This is a genomic window from Streptomyces sp. NPDC045846 (assembly GCF_056431605.1).
The window spans coordinates 1,075,871-1,089,868 of the sequence record NZ_JBWKKJ010000001.1 but is presented as its reverse complement, the minus strand read 5'-3'; the positions used below and the strand labels follow the sequence as shown (position 1 = coordinate 1,089,868).

At 70.3% G+C, this 13,998-nt stretch carries 12 protein-coding genes; 6 read left to right on the top strand and 6 right to left on the bottom strand.

All coding sequences use genetic code 11. The annotated features are described in order from the left end of the window. Window positions 1-89: 89 nt before the first annotated feature. Window positions 90-1,229, bottom strand: coding sequence for a hypothetical protein (locus AC07F3_RS04860; RefSeq protein ID WP_479110483.1), 1,140 nt, complete (start codon window positions 1,227-1,229; stop codon window positions 90-92). Between the two features lie 223 nt (window positions 1,230-1,452). Here AC07F3_RS04860 and AC07F3_RS04855 point away from each other — a divergent pair, with 223 nt between their 5' ends. After that, window positions 1,453-1,905, top strand: a complete 453-nt coding sequence (locus AC07F3_RS04855; protein ID WP_479110481.1) for a cobalamin B12-binding domain-containing protein — start codon at window positions 1,453-1,455, stop codon at window positions 1,903-1,905. Between the two features lie 53 nt (window positions 1,906-1,958). On the opposite strand, the gene AC07F3_RS04850 is transcribed toward AC07F3_RS04855, so the two are convergent. After that, window positions 1,959-2,807, bottom strand: a complete 849-nt coding sequence (locus AC07F3_RS04850; protein WP_479110480.1) for a DMT family transporter — start codon at window positions 2,805-2,807, stop codon at window positions 1,959-1,961. A 398-nt stretch (window positions 2,808-3,205) separates the two neighbouring features. Here AC07F3_RS04850 and AC07F3_RS04845 point away from each other — a divergent pair, with 398 nt between their 5' ends. Together AC07F3_RS04845 and AC07F3_RS04840 are read left to right on the top strand one after the other, a co-directional pair. Beyond that, entirely contained in the window at window positions 3,206-4,261 is a 1,056-nt protein-coding gene (locus tag AC07F3_RS04845) for a helix-turn-helix transcriptional regulator (protein WP_479110478.1), read from the top strand. Window positions 4,262-4,280: 19 nt separating this feature from the next. Next, window positions 4,281-4,883 carry a cupin domain-containing protein gene (locus AC07F3_RS04840; protein WP_479110476.1) on the top strand — a complete coding sequence of 201 codons (603 nt, stop codon included), beginning with the start codon at window positions 4,281-4,283 and terminating at the stop codon, window positions 4,881-4,883. Window positions 4,884-4,964: 81 nt separating this feature from the next. Here AC07F3_RS04840 and AC07F3_RS04835 read toward each other — a convergent pair whose 3' ends face one another. The 4 genes from AC07F3_RS04835 to AC07F3_RS04820 are packed head-to-tail and all read right to left on the bottom strand — an operon-like array spanning window position 4,965 to window position 10,287. Then, window positions 4,965-5,171, bottom strand: coding sequence for a (2Fe-2S)-binding protein (locus tag AC07F3_RS04835; protein ID WP_479110474.1), 207 nt, complete (start codon window positions 5,169-5,171; stop codon window positions 4,965-4,967). Next, window positions 5,155-6,882 (bottom strand): AMP-binding protein, encoded by a 1,728-nt coding sequence (locus AC07F3_RS04830; RefSeq protein WP_479110472.1) that lies wholly within the window; start codon window positions 6,880-6,882, stop codon window positions 5,155-5,157. Before AC07F3_RS04830 ends, AC07F3_RS04835 begins: the two co-directional genes overlap by 17 nt. A 55-nt stretch (window positions 6,883-6,937) precedes the next feature. Next, window positions 6,938-8,962, bottom strand: a complete 2,025-nt coding sequence (locus tag AC07F3_RS04825; RefSeq protein WP_479110470.1) for an FAD/NAD(P)-binding protein — start codon at window positions 8,960-8,962, stop codon at window positions 6,938-6,940. A 17-nt stretch (window positions 8,963-8,979) separates the two neighbouring features. After that, window positions 8,980-10,287: a methylaspartate mutase gene (locus tag AC07F3_RS04820; RefSeq protein ID WP_479110469.1), complete on the bottom strand. Its 1,308-nt coding sequence runs from the start codon at window positions 10,285-10,287 to the stop codon at window positions 8,980-8,982. Window positions 10,288-10,807: 520 nt separating this feature from the next. Between AC07F3_RS04820 and AC07F3_RS04815 the strand changes: the two genes are divergently transcribed. The 3 genes from AC07F3_RS04815 to AC07F3_RS04805 are packed head-to-tail and all read left to right on the top strand — an operon-like array spanning window position 10,808 to window position 13,995. Next, window positions 10,808-11,977: a glycosyltransferase family 2 protein gene (locus tag AC07F3_RS04815; RefSeq protein ID WP_479110467.1), complete on the top strand. Its 1,170-nt coding sequence runs from the start codon at window positions 10,808-10,810 to the stop codon at window positions 11,975-11,977. Window positions 11,978-12,026: 49 nt separating this feature from the next. Next, window positions 12,027-12,980, top strand: coding sequence for a GHMP family kinase ATP-binding protein (locus AC07F3_RS04810; protein ID WP_479110465.1), 954 nt, complete (start codon window positions 12,027-12,029; stop codon window positions 12,978-12,980). After that, window positions 12,973-13,995, top strand: coding sequence for a pyridoxal-phosphate dependent enzyme (locus AC07F3_RS04805; protein WP_479110463.1), 1,023 nt, complete (start codon window positions 12,973-12,975; stop codon window positions 13,993-13,995). Before AC07F3_RS04810 ends, AC07F3_RS04805 begins: the two co-directional genes overlap by 8 nt. The last annotated feature ends 3 nt before the right edge of the window (window positions 13,996-13,998 follow it).

Genomic DNA, 13,998 nt, shown 5'->3' with positions numbered 1-13,998 from the left:
TCCTTGACGGATTCCGGCGCCGCGGGCCAGGGGTGGGTGCGGCCGACGGGGACCGGCCGCACCGCACCTGTTTGTCGAGCGAGGGGATATCAGGCGGCCGCGGTCGCGCGCTCCACCGCGGGAATTCCGAAGGTCCGGTGCGCGGTGCGGGCCACGAGGAACGAAATGTCGCTGTCGCTCAGGCCGTTCGCCTTGGCATTGGCGATGTGCGCGACCAGGGGGTGCGAGCCGGCGGCGACCACGCCGTTCTCCTCGTACCACAGGCGGTTGTCACCGGTGTGGTGCAGCGCCCGGCCGCCGAGGCGCGCGGAGTCGCACCGGTCGGTCATGATCATGGCGTTGCGCGGGCCCATCAGCTGGACGGCCCGAGTGGCCAGAGCGAGGTCCACGTGCTCGCCGTCGAAGTTGATGCAGGCGGCGATCCGGCCCGCCACGGCCTGCTTGATGATGGCGCCGGGGACCGGGCCCGCCATCTCGCTGATGTTGTCGAGCGTCCAGTTGGGCACGTCGTACGACGCGATGATCTCGTCGCGCTGGGCCCGGGCGCGCTCGGTGCGGAAGGCGTGCCGGATGTTGAGCGGCATGTCGTTGAAGAGGTGGTCGGTGGTGACGCGGACGCCGTTGCCCTTCCACTCCGAGGCGTAGGCGGTCTCCACGATGGCGTCGACGGTGGCCGCGCTGCGGGCCGGGTCGTCGCGGGTGAAGTGGCCGAGTGCGGGCCGGACGCCATGGGCGAGGAGCGTCGGCACGATCCAGTCGAAGCCGCTGTCCTTCAGGTGCGGCTCGTCCTGGAGCACCGACTCCGGGGAGAAGGCGTCCGGCGAGACCACCGTGTAGACCAGGCCGAGGTCACCGAGCGCGGCGAGCCGCTCCCACTCCGCCCGGCTGGGCGCCCACACGGTGGACTGGGGCGTTCCGCCGCGGTGCGAGAGCAGCGGGCCTTCGAGCGCCACGCCGGGTATGTGCGGGAGCAGCCCGTCGGCGCGCTTGGCGGCGTAGCGCCGCATGAACCCCTCGAACTCGGTGAGACGGTCGCGGTGCAGATACATCGTCGGCAGGGCGAGGACGCCTTCGCCGGCGCACCACATGTCCAGGCGGTCGAGGTCGACACGGGTGAAGTCGGAGAAGTCCACGTCTCCGAAACCGTGGCAGTGCACCTCCACCGGGCGCATGCCCCGCTCGTCGAGAGAAAAGGGCTGCGGGCCGGAAGGAATTTCAGTAGAGCTCATCTCGATATCGCTCCCTACGATTTCGGGAAGGCCGCCGGACCAAGTCTCCGGAAGCGCTTGGGTATTGAGATCCGATTCGTTCCTGCCCATTGATTCTGGCCGGTCGGAACCCGTGGGGCCAAGGGCACTTACCTGCACTGCAACAAGCTGAGGTACCGGGGGGCGAGGGGCCTTCGCCTATGCTCGTGCCGCCCGGAAGACAAAATCTGAGGGAGTCGCTCCGATGCCCCAACTGGCACACGGTTCTGAATGCCGCGTACTCGTATCCAGTATTTCTTCGGACTCGCACACCTGGAACCTCGTCTACCTTCAGCTCCTACTGGAGGAGATGGGGCACGACGTGCGGAACATAGGCGCCTGCACGCCGGACGATCTCATCGTCGAGGAATGCCGCCGTTTCCGGCCCGATCTCGTGGTCATCAGCAGCGTGAACGGCCACGGCGCCCTGGACGGGCACCGGCTGATCACGCGGATCCGGTCCGAACCCGGCCTGGAGGCGCTGCCCGTGGTGATCGGCGGCAAGCTCGGCACCGAGGGCGCCGCCGCCGGAACCTACGGGCCCGGGCTGCTCGCGGCGGGGTTCACCGCGGTCTTCGAGGACGGCTGCTCGATCGAGGACTTCCGTGCGTACGCGCGGTCGCTCACCCCGTCCGCGCTGACCGTCGCCCACAGCTGACGCGATCGGCCTACCGAGCCGGTGGCATCCCCGTTCGCCGGGGAGCCGCCGGCTCATCCGCGTACCCGGTTGGCCAGCGTGGTTCCGGCGGTGGCCAGCACGAGTCCGCCGAGGGTGAGCGGGCCGAGGTGCTGTCCGAGCATGAGGGCGGCAAGTCCCGCCGTGACCATGGGCACCAGGTAGAAGAGGCTGCTCACCTGGCTCGTCCCGTGGCGCTGGAGCAGGGCGTAGAGCAGCCCCACGCCCACGATGGAGTTCACGAGCGCCGCCCACAGCAGGGCCGGCCAGTACCCGGCGGTGAAGGTGACGTCGAACCCCTCCACGAGGACGGCGGGCACCAGCGCGGCCAGGGAGGCGGCGACCAGCTGGACCGCGTTGCCCATCACCGGCTCCATGCCCGCGCAGAAGCGCCGCTGATAGACGGTGCCGAGCGAGATGCCGAGCAGACCAAGGACGAGGAAGGCGATGCCGACCAGGTGGTCGCCGCCCAGGGTGAGGCTCTCCGAGACGGCGAGGACGACTCCGCCGAGACCGAGGCACAGCCCGAAGTACTGCCCGCGGGTGACCCGTTCGTGCAGCACCGGCACCGCGATGAGCGAGGCGACCAGGGGGTAGAGCGCGATGACCAGCGCGGCCAGGCCGGAGGGCACGCCCCGGTCCATGCCGACGTAGATGCTGGAGAACTGCACGCCCTGCACGAGCACGCCGGCCACCACGAGATGCGCCAACTGACGTCCTAGGGGCACCTTTTGACGGAGGATCAGCCCCACGAGGAGGAGCACCCCGCCCGCCACCGCGAAGCGCAGTCCGGCGAAGGTGTAGGGCGCCGAGTGGCGCAGGCCGAGCTTTCCGGAGATGAAGCCGGAGCTCCACACCACCACCAGGGCGACCCTGGCGGCCACGTCGCGGCCCCCTCGGGCGGCCGTCTCGGCTGGGGCCGCGGTCGGGTCCCGCGGAAGTAATCCGGTCCCGTCCGACGTCGCGGTCAGGTTCACGCGCATGGCAACTCCCGGCTGCTGTCCGACGCTCCCCCGCCCGGCGCCGGTCGGGGGCGCCCGGGGGCAGGAGCTTCTGTGCTTTAAACAGCACGCTATTGCAAGATACTGTTCATCGCATGCCCTGAGGGCCGTTCCTGCATCAAGCTGCACGCGGTGGGGAATACCAAAGAGGTCGTTCTTTTTTGTGTTGCCCCGAGCACGCCCGTCCGGTATTTTGCACATGGGCCCGCCGAGCGCGCCCACACGCTCTGTGCCGGACCGCCACCCCGCACATCTGCGGGGGAACACTCCATGGGGGACCAATGAACGCAGACCTTGATCCGCGGCAAGCGCACCGGTTAACGGAAGCGCAAGATCAGGAAGAGCTCTACCAGCTCGCGGTCAGCGTTCAGGCGCTGAGCCTGGCCCACGCCGCAGAGGCGCTCGGCTGGGACACCGACCGCGCCTCCCGAGCCCTCCAACTCCTGGTCAACGCAAGGCTGTTGCAGCCCTCGTCCGGCGCGCCCGACATCTTCCTGCCCGTCGCGCCGAAGGCCGCGGCCCTGCGTCGGCTGGCCCCGCTGCAACAGCAGATCGAGCGGATGGAGCGTCGTTCGGAACAGATCCGGGACGAACTCGCCGGTTTCCACCGCGTCCACGAACGCGCCGTGCGCAAGGCGGACGCCTCCGACGGCTCCCGGCCCGTCGTCGGCACCAGCGCCCTGCGCGACTGGCTCCTGACCGCCGCGATGAGATGCCGCCACGAGATCCTCCTCGCCCAGTCCGGCGACGGCTGGCGGGCCGACCACATTCTGCTGGACATGACGGAACCGCTCGCCTCGCTCCAGGAGCGCGGCGTCAAGGTACGCACCATCCACCAGCACACCGCGCGCTACGACACGGCGACCCGCAGGGGCGTGGCACGCGCCGTCGACGGCGGCGGGGAGGCCCGCACGTCGAGCGGGCCCCTCTCCCAGATGGTGGTGTTCGATGGCGAGACCGCGCTGCTTCCCGGCGACGACGGGCAGAGCGCCGTGGCCGTCACCCAGCCCGGCATCGTGCAGTTCGTCACGGAGGTGTTCGAGCAGACGTGGATGGCGGCGACGCCCTTCGACGGCCAGATCCGCGCGGCCCAGGCCGACGAGTTGCTCTCCGGCATGCGGCGGACCATCATCGTGCTCCTCGCCGAGGGGCAGACCGACGCGATGATCGCGCGCCGCATCGGTGTGAGCGTGCGCACCTGCCGCAACCACATCGCCAAGATCTACCAGGAGCTCGGCGCCCAGAGCCGGTTCCAGCTCGGCGTCCTCGTGGCCCGCTCCGGCCTCCTCGGCCCGACCGACACCGAGGCCGCCCGCTCCACGCTCGTCAGAGCCTGACGCTCTCTAGGATGCACTCATGAGCAATCCCCCGCCGTCGGACGTCTCCCCCGGCACGGCAGCCCGCGGCCCCGAGCTGGGCTTTCCGCGCCCGGGCGAGGTGCTCCGCCGCCTGCGCACCCACAAAGAGATGTCCTTGCGTCAGGTCGCTGCCGAGTGCGGTCTTTCGGTGTCGTTCCTCGCCGCGCTGGAGCGCGGCGAGACCGACATCGCGCTGGAGCGGCTCGGCCGCCTGGCCAAGGTCTTCGGGCACGACGTGGGTTCGTTCCTGGGCTTCTCGCGGGGGCGCTCCATCCCCTCGGTCTTTCCCGCGAAGGATCAGGAGTCCTTCGACCGGGCCCCCGGCGTGCGCTACCGCGTGCTGCGGGTGCCCGAGCTCGGCTACCAGGTCCTCACGGCCGACTTCCAGCCGCACTCGGGCCTGCTGGAGGAGCTCCAGCACGAGGGCTCCGATCTCATCGTGATGACCGAGGGCACCGTGATCGCCCGCTACAACGGCAGCGACCACGAACTGCGGGCGGGGGACTGCGCGCAGTGGTCGGCCGGATATCCGCACAGCTTCCGCAACGACAGTGACGAGCCGGCCCGGTTCGTGGCCGTGCTCTTCTCCAGCCTCTACTGACCGCTCGGCACGGCGGGCGCACACGTCAACGGGGTGCCCGGCAGAAAACACCCGGCACCCCAGGAGACGTACCCGACCGTGTCAGACGCCCGGCGCGCCACCGGTGCGATCGGCGATCAGGTCCTCTATGTCCGCGGCACAGTCACCGCATCCGCTGCTCGCCTCCGTCAGATCGCGCACCGCCGGGACGTCGTGCGCACCGCCGTCGATCGCGTCGGCGACCTCGCTCTCGGTGATCCGCGCGCACAGGCACAACAAGGTGTCCGAGGTGTCAGCCCGGGTTGCCATGAAGCACTCCTTCCGGTTCGTCGGCCGTGACCAGCCGGTGCACCATCCCGCCCGTCTGCGGGCGTTCGCGCAGGGCGGCTCTGCGGATCTTGCCGGAGGCGGTCACGGGCAGCCGGTCAATGAACTCCACGACCTTCACCCACTTCTCCCGCGGCAGCTCGCCCTCCTGGAACCGGTGGATCCCGGCCGCCGTGCGGGCGTCCGGCGCCTGGCCGCGCGCGGGGACGACGTAGGCCTTCGGCTCCCACAGCCCGACCGGGTGCGGGACCGCGATCACCGCCGCCTCCGCCACCAACTCGCTGCCCAGCAGGGAGCGTTCGAGCTCCAGGGGCGAGATGCGGTGGTCGAACGACTTGAACATGTCGTCGGCGCGGCTCACATAGCCGAACGAGCCGTCCTCGTGACGCACCATCAGGTCTCCGGTGTGGTAGACCCCTCCGGCGAAGGCCTTGGCGGTGCGCTCCTCGTCGCCCGCGTAGCCCGTCATCATGCCGGCGGGGCGCGGGGAGAGCCGGACGCACAGTTCGCCCGGCACTCCGTCGGGCACCTCCCGGCCGCTCTGCTGGTCGATCAGCACCAGGTCGTAGCCCGGCAGGGCCCAGCCCACCCGGCCCGGCGCCGGGGTGCGGCCCGGCGGGCTGCCGATCTGCGCGGTGGTCTCCGTCTGCCCGAAGCCGTCCCGCACCGGCATGCCCCAGGCCTCCTGGACCGCCCCGGCGAGCGCCGGCTCCATCGCCTCGCCTACGGCGGCGGCCTCCCGCAGCCGTACGGGCCGCTCCCCCAGGCCTTCGCGCACCATGCCCCGCCACACCGTGGGCGGCGCGCACAGCGTGGTCACACCCCGGGTGCGCAGCAGGTCGAGGACCACACCGGGGCCGGGCCGCGGCTCCGAGGACGCGACCACGGTCGCCTCCGCGTTCCACGGCACGAAGAACGAGCTCCACGCGTGCTTGGCCCAGCCCGGCGCGGAGACGTTCAGGTGCAGGTCGCCGGGGCGCACCCCGTTCCAGTACATCCCGGACAGGTGCCCCACCGGATAGCTGAGGTGGGTGTGCGCCACCATCTTGGGGCGCGAGGTGGTGCCCGAGGTGAAGTAGCAGAACAGCGGGTCGTCCGCCATCGACCAGCCGTCCGCGATGAACTCACGGGCGCCGTCGAGGGATTCGCCGTAGCCGATCCAGCCGGGGCGCCGCTCCCCCACCGCGATCCGGGTCCATTCGCCGGGCACCGTCTCGAACCGGTCGGTGAGCGCGGCATCGGCCACGACGTGCCGGATACCGGCGCGCCGGACGCGATCGGTCAGGTCGGCGGGCGTGGCGGTCGTGTACGTCGGCACCACCACCGCGCCCAGCTTGATGGCCGCGAGCAGCACCTCCCACAACTCCACCCGGTTGTCGAGGAGCAGCAGCACCGGATCCTTGCGGCGCACCCCCAACGTCCGCAGCCAGGAGGCCACTTGGTCGGAGCGGTGGGCCATGGTGTCGAAGGAGTACGTGGTGTCACCGGCGGCGCCGGAGGCCTCCGCGATGAGCAGGGCCGGGCGGTGGTTGTCGCGGGCTATGACGTCGAACCAGTCGAGCGCCCAGTTGAACCGCTCGGGGCGGGGCCAGCGAAAGGCCCGCCGTGCGGCGTCCAGGTCGTCGTGGTGGTCCAGCAGGATGTCGCGGGCCTCCCTGAACGCCTTGGTGGCCGCTGATTCCTGTTCGGTCATGAGGGGTCGAACCTTTCGGGGTCGTGGGTCTTCGGTCGTGCGGGGGGCGCCGGTCTCAGCCGAGCGAGGGGACCTTGCGGCCGGACCGGACGGACTCGTGCCGGCTCCCGGTCACGGCGGCCGCATCCGCGTCGACCCGCGCCATGACCTCGGCGCGCGCCATGACCTCGGCGCGCTGTGCCATCAGGTCGTGTGCGACGGCCTCGCCGACCTTGGTGAAGTCGGTGGCCAGGCCCGGGCGGCTGTTGCCGATCTGGGTGAACCAGCGCACGTGCTCGGTGGGCACGCCCAGCGCGTAGAGCCCCGGATGGACCCTGCCCTCCCCGTCCAGGGCACGGAAGCTGCCCTGGGCGATGTCCAGGCCGCCGGTCGCGAAGGCCGTGCCGGACGCCGGGTCGATGTTGACGAACTCGCGGATCAGGCGGTCCTCAAGGAGTTGGCGGGTCAGCGGGGAGGAGTCGCTGGGCAGGTTCGGCCGCGGGATACGCGCGTCGATCAGCGTCTCGGCATGCGCGTCCGACCCCGGCACCTGGGGCGAGCGGACCAGGAACAGCCCGGCCTCGCTGTCGGTGGCGAACTCGGTCGCGGGCCCGGCTATCTCCACGACGCCCCGCTCCATCAGCGCGATGAGTTGCTGCGCGCGGGCCATGGGCGGGCCCGCCGAGAGCAGGGCGTTGACGGGAACGTAGTCGTTGAGGAAGTGGTCCCGGTGGGAGTGCGGCAGCAGCCCGCCGTAGTCGATGGCCCAGCGCAGTACGCCGCGCAGGTCGCGCAGGGTGTCCAGGGCCGCCTTGAGCGGTCCCTCCACGGTGCCGAGTTCGGCCTCCGCCAGGTCGGCGCGCATCACCTCCAACAGCCGCGCGCGCCAGGCCTCCTGCGACTCGAAGTGCTCCTTGGCGAACGGCCGCCCCAGCGCCCACAGGTCGAGCGGCGGAAGGCGGTCGAGCCCGGCGATGGTGAGCAGGGCGGCCTCGCCCCGGCCGGTGCGCAGGGCGGTGGTGTAGCGGCGGGCGAAGTCCAGGGCCGCGGCCTCACCGGAGGTGGCCCGGACCCGCGCGGTGTAGTACACGTGCCGGATCTCGTCGAGGACGAGCGGCAGGATGTCCTCGTTGAAGTCGAGGAGCCCGCTGCCCGACTCCTCCTCGCGCCGCGCCCGGATCGCGGTCAGCCGCTCCTTGGTGAGGAAGAGCGGCTCGTGCACATGGTTGGGCGCCTTCTGGTTGCGCCCGCGCGGCGGGATCGGCAGTCCGCTGCGGGATCCGGCGACGATGTGCGGCTCGCGCCCGCTGGGCTCGTAGCGCAAGCGGCCGTCGCCGTCCTGCGTGAAGGTGCCGCCGCGTCCTACGGTCAGCGAGAGCAGCACGTCGTAGAAGGAGAGTCCGAGTCCCCGGATCGCCACCGTCGATCCGGGCGGCACCGCGTCGAGGCCCAGGTCCGCGGCCGAGTCGCCGCGCAGATAGCGGGTGCCGGGGTGGGCCGCGGCGAAGTCGAGCATCTCCCGGTCGAAGGGCTCCGGGTCGTTCCTGGGGTGCCCGGTGGCCAGCACGACCTTGTGCACCGGCAGCTCGCGGTCGCCGTCCAGGGTCAGGACGTAGTCGCCCTCGCGGCCCGGCCGGATGGCGGAGACACGCGCGAGCATCGGAATCAGGCGAACGTGGGAAGGAAGCTCGTCGGTAATGGTCCGGTAGACGAATCGGAGGTAGCGCCCGTAGTCGCGGCGGGAGGCGAAGTCGTCCTCGTCCACGGTGACTTGGCCGTCCGACGCCGGGTGCTGCTCGGCGAGCCACTGTCCCAGGGAGGGGCCGGCGCCGGGCCGCGGGACGCCGCCGTCCGGGTCCCCGGAGAACATGGTGACCTGTCCGATCACCGTGTTCATCGTGAACCACTCGTCCTGGTCGGTCCGCCAGATGCGGCCCGCTCCCACTTCGACGGCATCGATGGCGTAGATCCGCACCGGTCGGCGGTCGGAGGTGTCCCGCATGAGGTGGACGGCGAGACGTTCGAGTACGGAGATGCCGCGCGGGCCGGTGCCCACCACGGCGATGGTGTAGGGGGTGGCTGTGGATACAGCTGTGTTCAAGGGACTCTCCTTGGTGTTCAGGACGGGTCGCTGTCGGGAATGCGGGAGTCGGCGCGGTCGAAGGTGTGCTGGACGTGCGAGAGCATCCGCAGGAAGCCGTCGGCGTCGAAGCCGCCGCGCCCGGCCTTCACCGGGCGCAGCGGCATGGCCCCGGTGGCGGACCACCGCAGGCGTCCGTCGCCGTCGATGAAGCTGCGGGCCCGCTGCGCGTTGTCGGCGTGCAGGCAGTACGGCACGTCCAGGTAGCCGCGGGCGAAGGCCGTGACCAGGGCCCGGCCGATGTCCGCGTCCAGGTCCAGGACCGCGTCGATCAGGGTGCGGGCCTCCTCGTAGACCCCGTCGTCGACGGCCTCGCCCTGGGGTGTCGGGTGCCACTTCTCGTCGGCGGCCGCCTGCGCCGCCGTCGCGAGGGCGCGCAGGTTGTCGTCGACGGTGGGGATGCGGTGGCCCTCCGCCTCGGTCTTGACGATGAGGCGTTCCACGCCGCTGTGCGCGGCCAGCCGGGCACTGTGGCGCAGCAGTTCGCGGGCGCCGTGGGGAGTTCGGGGATAGACGCCCATGTACGTGTACAGGACGATGTGCCACTCCGTGCCGCCCAGGTGCTCCGCGGCGAGCCGGCGCAGCGCCGCGATCGCGGACGCGTCCTGCTGGAAGTCGGTCTGCTGGGTGTAGCTCAGGGAGACGTCGCGGATGCCGTGCTGGGCGAAGAAGGCTCCTTCGAGGACGGACAGGGCCACGAGCAGCGCGGGCGGGCACAGTTGACCGAGCATGCAGCCGCCGAAACTCTCCAGATGGGCGTCGGGCGACCGTTCGGCGAGCAGCTCGCAGCAGCGCGCCCACTCCTGGACGGAGCGGGCCAGCGGGGTGCGGCTGTAGGGCAGGCAGTACGAGACGGGTCCGCCCTCGGTCGCGTCGAGGCCGGAGTCCAGGAGGACCCGGAAGATGTCGAGGGGCAGTGCCGAGCCGTGCCGGACCTGCACGGCGAAGTCGGGGCCGAGGCCTTCGACCAGGGTGCGGCTCGTGCGCGCGCCGTGGGTGACGATCGGATATCCGTTGAGGTTCTCCCCTTCGTCCAGGGCCTGACGGGCCGCGCGGTGATCGCCGACCCGGGTGTAACTGTCCAGCGTGACGGTACCGACGGTGCGTACCGGCAGATCGCGTACCTTTTCCAGGAATTGGCGCATGGTCCTGGGGTCCGCTGTTCCCATGCGCGGCTGAACGAGCAGTTCTCCCGCGGTTCTTGCCCGCGCCACGACGGAGCGAAAGGAAGCCGTTCCCGCCGGCGCGAACGGAACTATGGGCTGAATGGATTGAGACGTATCCATGGATGATTCGACTCCCGCGAGAATACGATGCACTCCGGCAGAGTTTTCGAATGGCTCACCGTTGGCAGCATAGGCCCCGCCCGCACCTCGCTCGCCCTCAGCAAGCTGCAGTGCAGGAACCATCCCGCCGTGGAACTGGCATCCCTCTCGCGGCGCGCGTAAGAATCGTCCCGGCCATCAACTCGGCACGCCGACAGACGTGTTGGGCGAGCAGGACGGGACCCCCCACGCCCGCTGCTTTCCCTGCTCGCCCCACACGTCCGGCCGGCTCACGCCGGGTTTCCCGGAATCTTCCTCATCACGGGTGATTCGTTCAGCAGTTGTGCTTTTCTCATCCCCGCCGTGAAGAACAGACGGGTGGCGAAATGAGCGCGCCCGGCCTTTCTTCACCCGGCACGCCCGCCCGGCCAAGCCGCCTCCGGCATTCACCCGCGCGCCCCAGCGGGCCCCTTTCCCGCGCGCTCCATCGAGACCGAGAGGAATCCCCCGCATGTCCGGCCTACAGCCTTCCGATCAGAATGTGCTGGCAACCGCCGTCTGCGACGGCCTGGTCGTCGCCATGGATCCCGAATCGCGCAGGTCCTGCATTTTCTTCTGGGAGAATTCGCGCGATCTCCTGCTCGCCGTCGTGGACGCCGTGAAGGAGCACGACGATCCCGAGCTCCACGCTCTGGGGATCCGCCTGATCGACTCCCCCACCGACCCCGCGTGCCATCGCGCGTTCCAGCAGGCGCTGGCCACCGCCGACCGCGACCGTCCCGCCACGGCCGCGCTCTTCGCGGCGGCCTGGCGGGCGGAGTGCGACAACCGCCTCGGGCACCACCTCGGGGCCCTGTACCGGGACGGCGCGGACGAGGTGTCCGTGGACGACCTGCGGGCCCTGAAGCCCCTGGTCGCCCCGGTGGGCAGCGAGAGCGCCGACGTCCTCGTCGTCATTCCGTTCCGCGACCGCGACACCGGCGGCACGCGGCTGCGCAACCTGCTCGCCTGCCTGCTCTCCCTGGGAGATCAGTCCTATCCGCGCGACCGGTTCCAGGTCACCGTGGTGGAGTCCGACGACACGCCCCGGTGGCGCGAGGTCATCGCCCCGTACGTCGACCACTACGTGTTCGCCCCCAAGTCCGGAGAGTTCAACAAGTCGTGGGCGGTCAACGTCGGCGTCGTGAACACCCCCGGCAGCCCGGAGGCGATCTGTGTCCTGGACGCCGACATCCTCACCGACCGGGACTTCGTCGCCCGCAACGCGGCCCGCTTCCAGCAGCCCGGCACCGGCGGACATCTGACGTACCGGAACATGCTGAGCCTGACCGCGCCGGCCACCTCGCACGCCATCCGCCAGCGGGTGCAGCGGCACGCCGACACGGCGGACGTCCACGCGATGCGGGGCTTCGTCCTGCGCCGCCCCCCGGGCGCCTGCGTATGGGCCCGGTCGTCGGCCTTCCACCGGATCGGAGGATTCGACGAACGCTACGAGGGCTGGGGCGGCGAGGACAACGACTTCGTCTACCGCATGGACTTCTCCGCCGCCTTCGACAACTACGACGACCTCCTCTTCCACATGAACCATCCGCCGGCGGCGGTCCTCAAGGAGAACGGCGAACTCGTCAACGCCCATATCCCCGGCCTCAGTTGGAAACCGGCCGAACCCATCGGCCGTATCGACCGGTTCGCCACCTACGCACCGGCTTAGGCGACGCACGCCCCCCGCTCACGCGACAGCCGGAGAGAACGGACAGGAGATGCCCCTTTCCCACACGATCGCCCACGCGTCACGGACCCCCGGTTCCCTGGCGCCCGAGACCGCCTCGGCGCAGCCGTCCCTCACCCATTCCGGAGTCGGCCGCGGCACCGTCGGCGAACTCTTCCAAGGGCCCTACTGGCTGGACGGCCGACCGCAGATCTCCCTCGTCTCCCTGCCCGTCGACCGGTTCTCCTGGTGCCATTTCGTCGAGGATCCCGACGCGCCGCCGTTCACCGGCGATGCCATGCCCGGCCGCGAGAAGTCGTGGAAGGCCGTCGAGGAATTCCTCGGCATCCACCACAAGACGCTGCCCCGCGGGCGTTTCGAGTTCGTCAGCGAACTGACGGTCGGCACGGGGATGGCGAGCTCGACCGCCGACATCGTCGCCACCCTGCGCTGCCTCTACCACGTGTTCCGCATCCCCTACGACGAGTGGACCGTGCGGCGGATCCTCAGCCGCATCGAGCGCTCGGACAGCGTCTTCCTCGACGAATTCGCCCTCTACCTCAGCGGCCGCCACAAGATCGTCCGGCGGCTCGGCGACACGACCAGCCTGTTCGCCTGCTACCACGTCGAGCAGGGCACCGTGGAGACCGACGCCCTCGGCGAGGACCTGCTGGCCCACTACCACCGCCGGCGCGCCGCCTACGACGCCTGCCGGGACGACATCGTCGCGGCGTTCGGCCGGGGCGACACCCCGGCCATCGCGGCCTGCGCCACCCGCAGCGCGGCGCTCTCCCAGGAAGTCGTCTTCAAGCCGTCGTACGACACGCTCGCGCGCAACGCCTCCTCGTTCGGGGCCGACGGCGTGTTCGTCGCCCACACGGGGACGGTCATCGGTTATCTCTTCACCCGCAGACCGAGCCAGCACCGCCTGGACGGCCTTGCCTCTTTCTTCCGTGAACTCGGCAGCCAGTGCTACTTCGACCGAACGGGATGGGGACATGTTTGATCACGCCGCTGACGCGATGAAACAGCCGGACGTCATACACCTCGCAGGGGACGTCTACGTCCTGCGCTTCGAGATGATGAAGCTCTATTCGGCACTGACGGCGGTGAAGACCCTCCTGGAGCGGGGCGAGATCACCACCGAGACGACCCTCATGGACAGTTCCAGCGGAACGTACGGCTACTCCCTCGCGATGGCCTGCCACAAGTACGGGCTGCGCTGCCGGATCGTCTGCTCGACCAAGGTCGACGCCGACGTCCGCCGCCAGCTCGAAATGCTCGGCGCCACCGTGGACCAGATCGAGATCCCCCCGGGCCCCCTGGTCGACAAGATGGACCTGGGCGTCCGCCTCAAGCGCATCGCGTACCTCCTCGAAACCGAGGAGAACGTGTACTGGATGCAGCAGTACCACAATCCGGTCCACTACCTCGGGTACCAGGACTGCGCCGAGATGCTCCAGAAGGAGTTCGGCGGCGCGCCGTTCACCCTCGTCGGCGGCGTCGGCTCGGGCGCCTCGACCGGCGGGCTCACCACCTATCTGCGGGAACTGAACGACGACGTCGAGCTGGTGGGGGTGCAGCCCTTCGAGAGCGTGACGTTCGGCAGTGACCCGGTGGAGGACCCCGTCGCCAGCATCTCCGGCATCGGCAGCCCGGTGCCCATGAAGAACGTCGGCTACGAGCTGTACGACCGGGTGCACTGGATCGGCTACCACAGCGCCATCGCGGCCACCGGCGACCTGTTCCGGCGCCACGGCCTGTACGCCGGCATGTCGACGGGCTGCAACCACCTCGCGGCACGCTGGGAGGCCGCGCGCACCCCCGGCAGGCCGTGCGTCTTCATCGCCGCGGACACCGGGCACCGCTACGCCCAGACCGTCTACGCCCACCCCCGCGCCAACGACCCCATCGACGCACTCGCCCCCAACCCCATCGACGACCTCGACCAACTGGCCTTCCCCTGGTCGGTCATGGACTGGGGCCGGCGCCCCTTCGAACCCAAGAACCCCGAGAGCTGAGAG

What these genes read in the sequence shown, in the direction of transcription:
- AC07F3_RS04860 (WP_479110483.1), bottom strand. Translation starts at nt 1,229, where the DNA reads ATGAGCTCTACTGAAATTCCTTCCGGCCCGCAGCCCTTTTCTCTCGAC.
- AC07F3_RS04855 (WP_479110481.1), top strand. Translation starts at nt 1,453, where the DNA reads ATGCCCCAACTGGCACACGGTTCTGAATGCCGCGTACTCGTATCCAGT.
- AC07F3_RS04845 (WP_479110478.1), top strand. Translation starts at nt 3,206, where the DNA reads ATGAACGCAGACCTTGATCCGCGGCAAGCGCACCGGTTAACGGAAGCG.
- AC07F3_RS04840 (WP_479110476.1), top strand. Translation starts at nt 4,281, where the DNA reads ATGAGCAATCCCCCGCCGTCGGACGTCTCCCCCGGCACGGCAGCCCGC.
- AC07F3_RS04835 (WP_479110474.1), bottom strand. Translation starts at nt 5,171, where the DNA reads ATGGCAACCCGGGCTGACACCTCGGACACCTTGTTGTGCCTGTGCGCG.
- AC07F3_RS04830 (WP_479110472.1), bottom strand. Translation starts at nt 6,882, where the DNA reads ATGACCGAACAGGAATCAGCGGCCACCAAGGCGTTCAGGGAGGCCCGC.
- AC07F3_RS04820 (WP_479110469.1), bottom strand. Translation starts at nt 10,287, where the DNA reads ATGGATACGTCTCAATCCATTCAGCCCATAGTTCCGTTCGCGCCGGCG.
- AC07F3_RS04810 (WP_479110465.1), top strand. Translation starts at nt 12,027, where the DNA reads ATGCCCCTTTCCCACACGATCGCCCACGCGTCACGGACCCCCGGTTCC.
- AC07F3_RS04805 (WP_479110463.1), top strand. Translation starts at nt 12,973, where the DNA reads ATGTTTGATCACGCCGCTGACGCGATGAAACAGCCGGACGTCATACAC.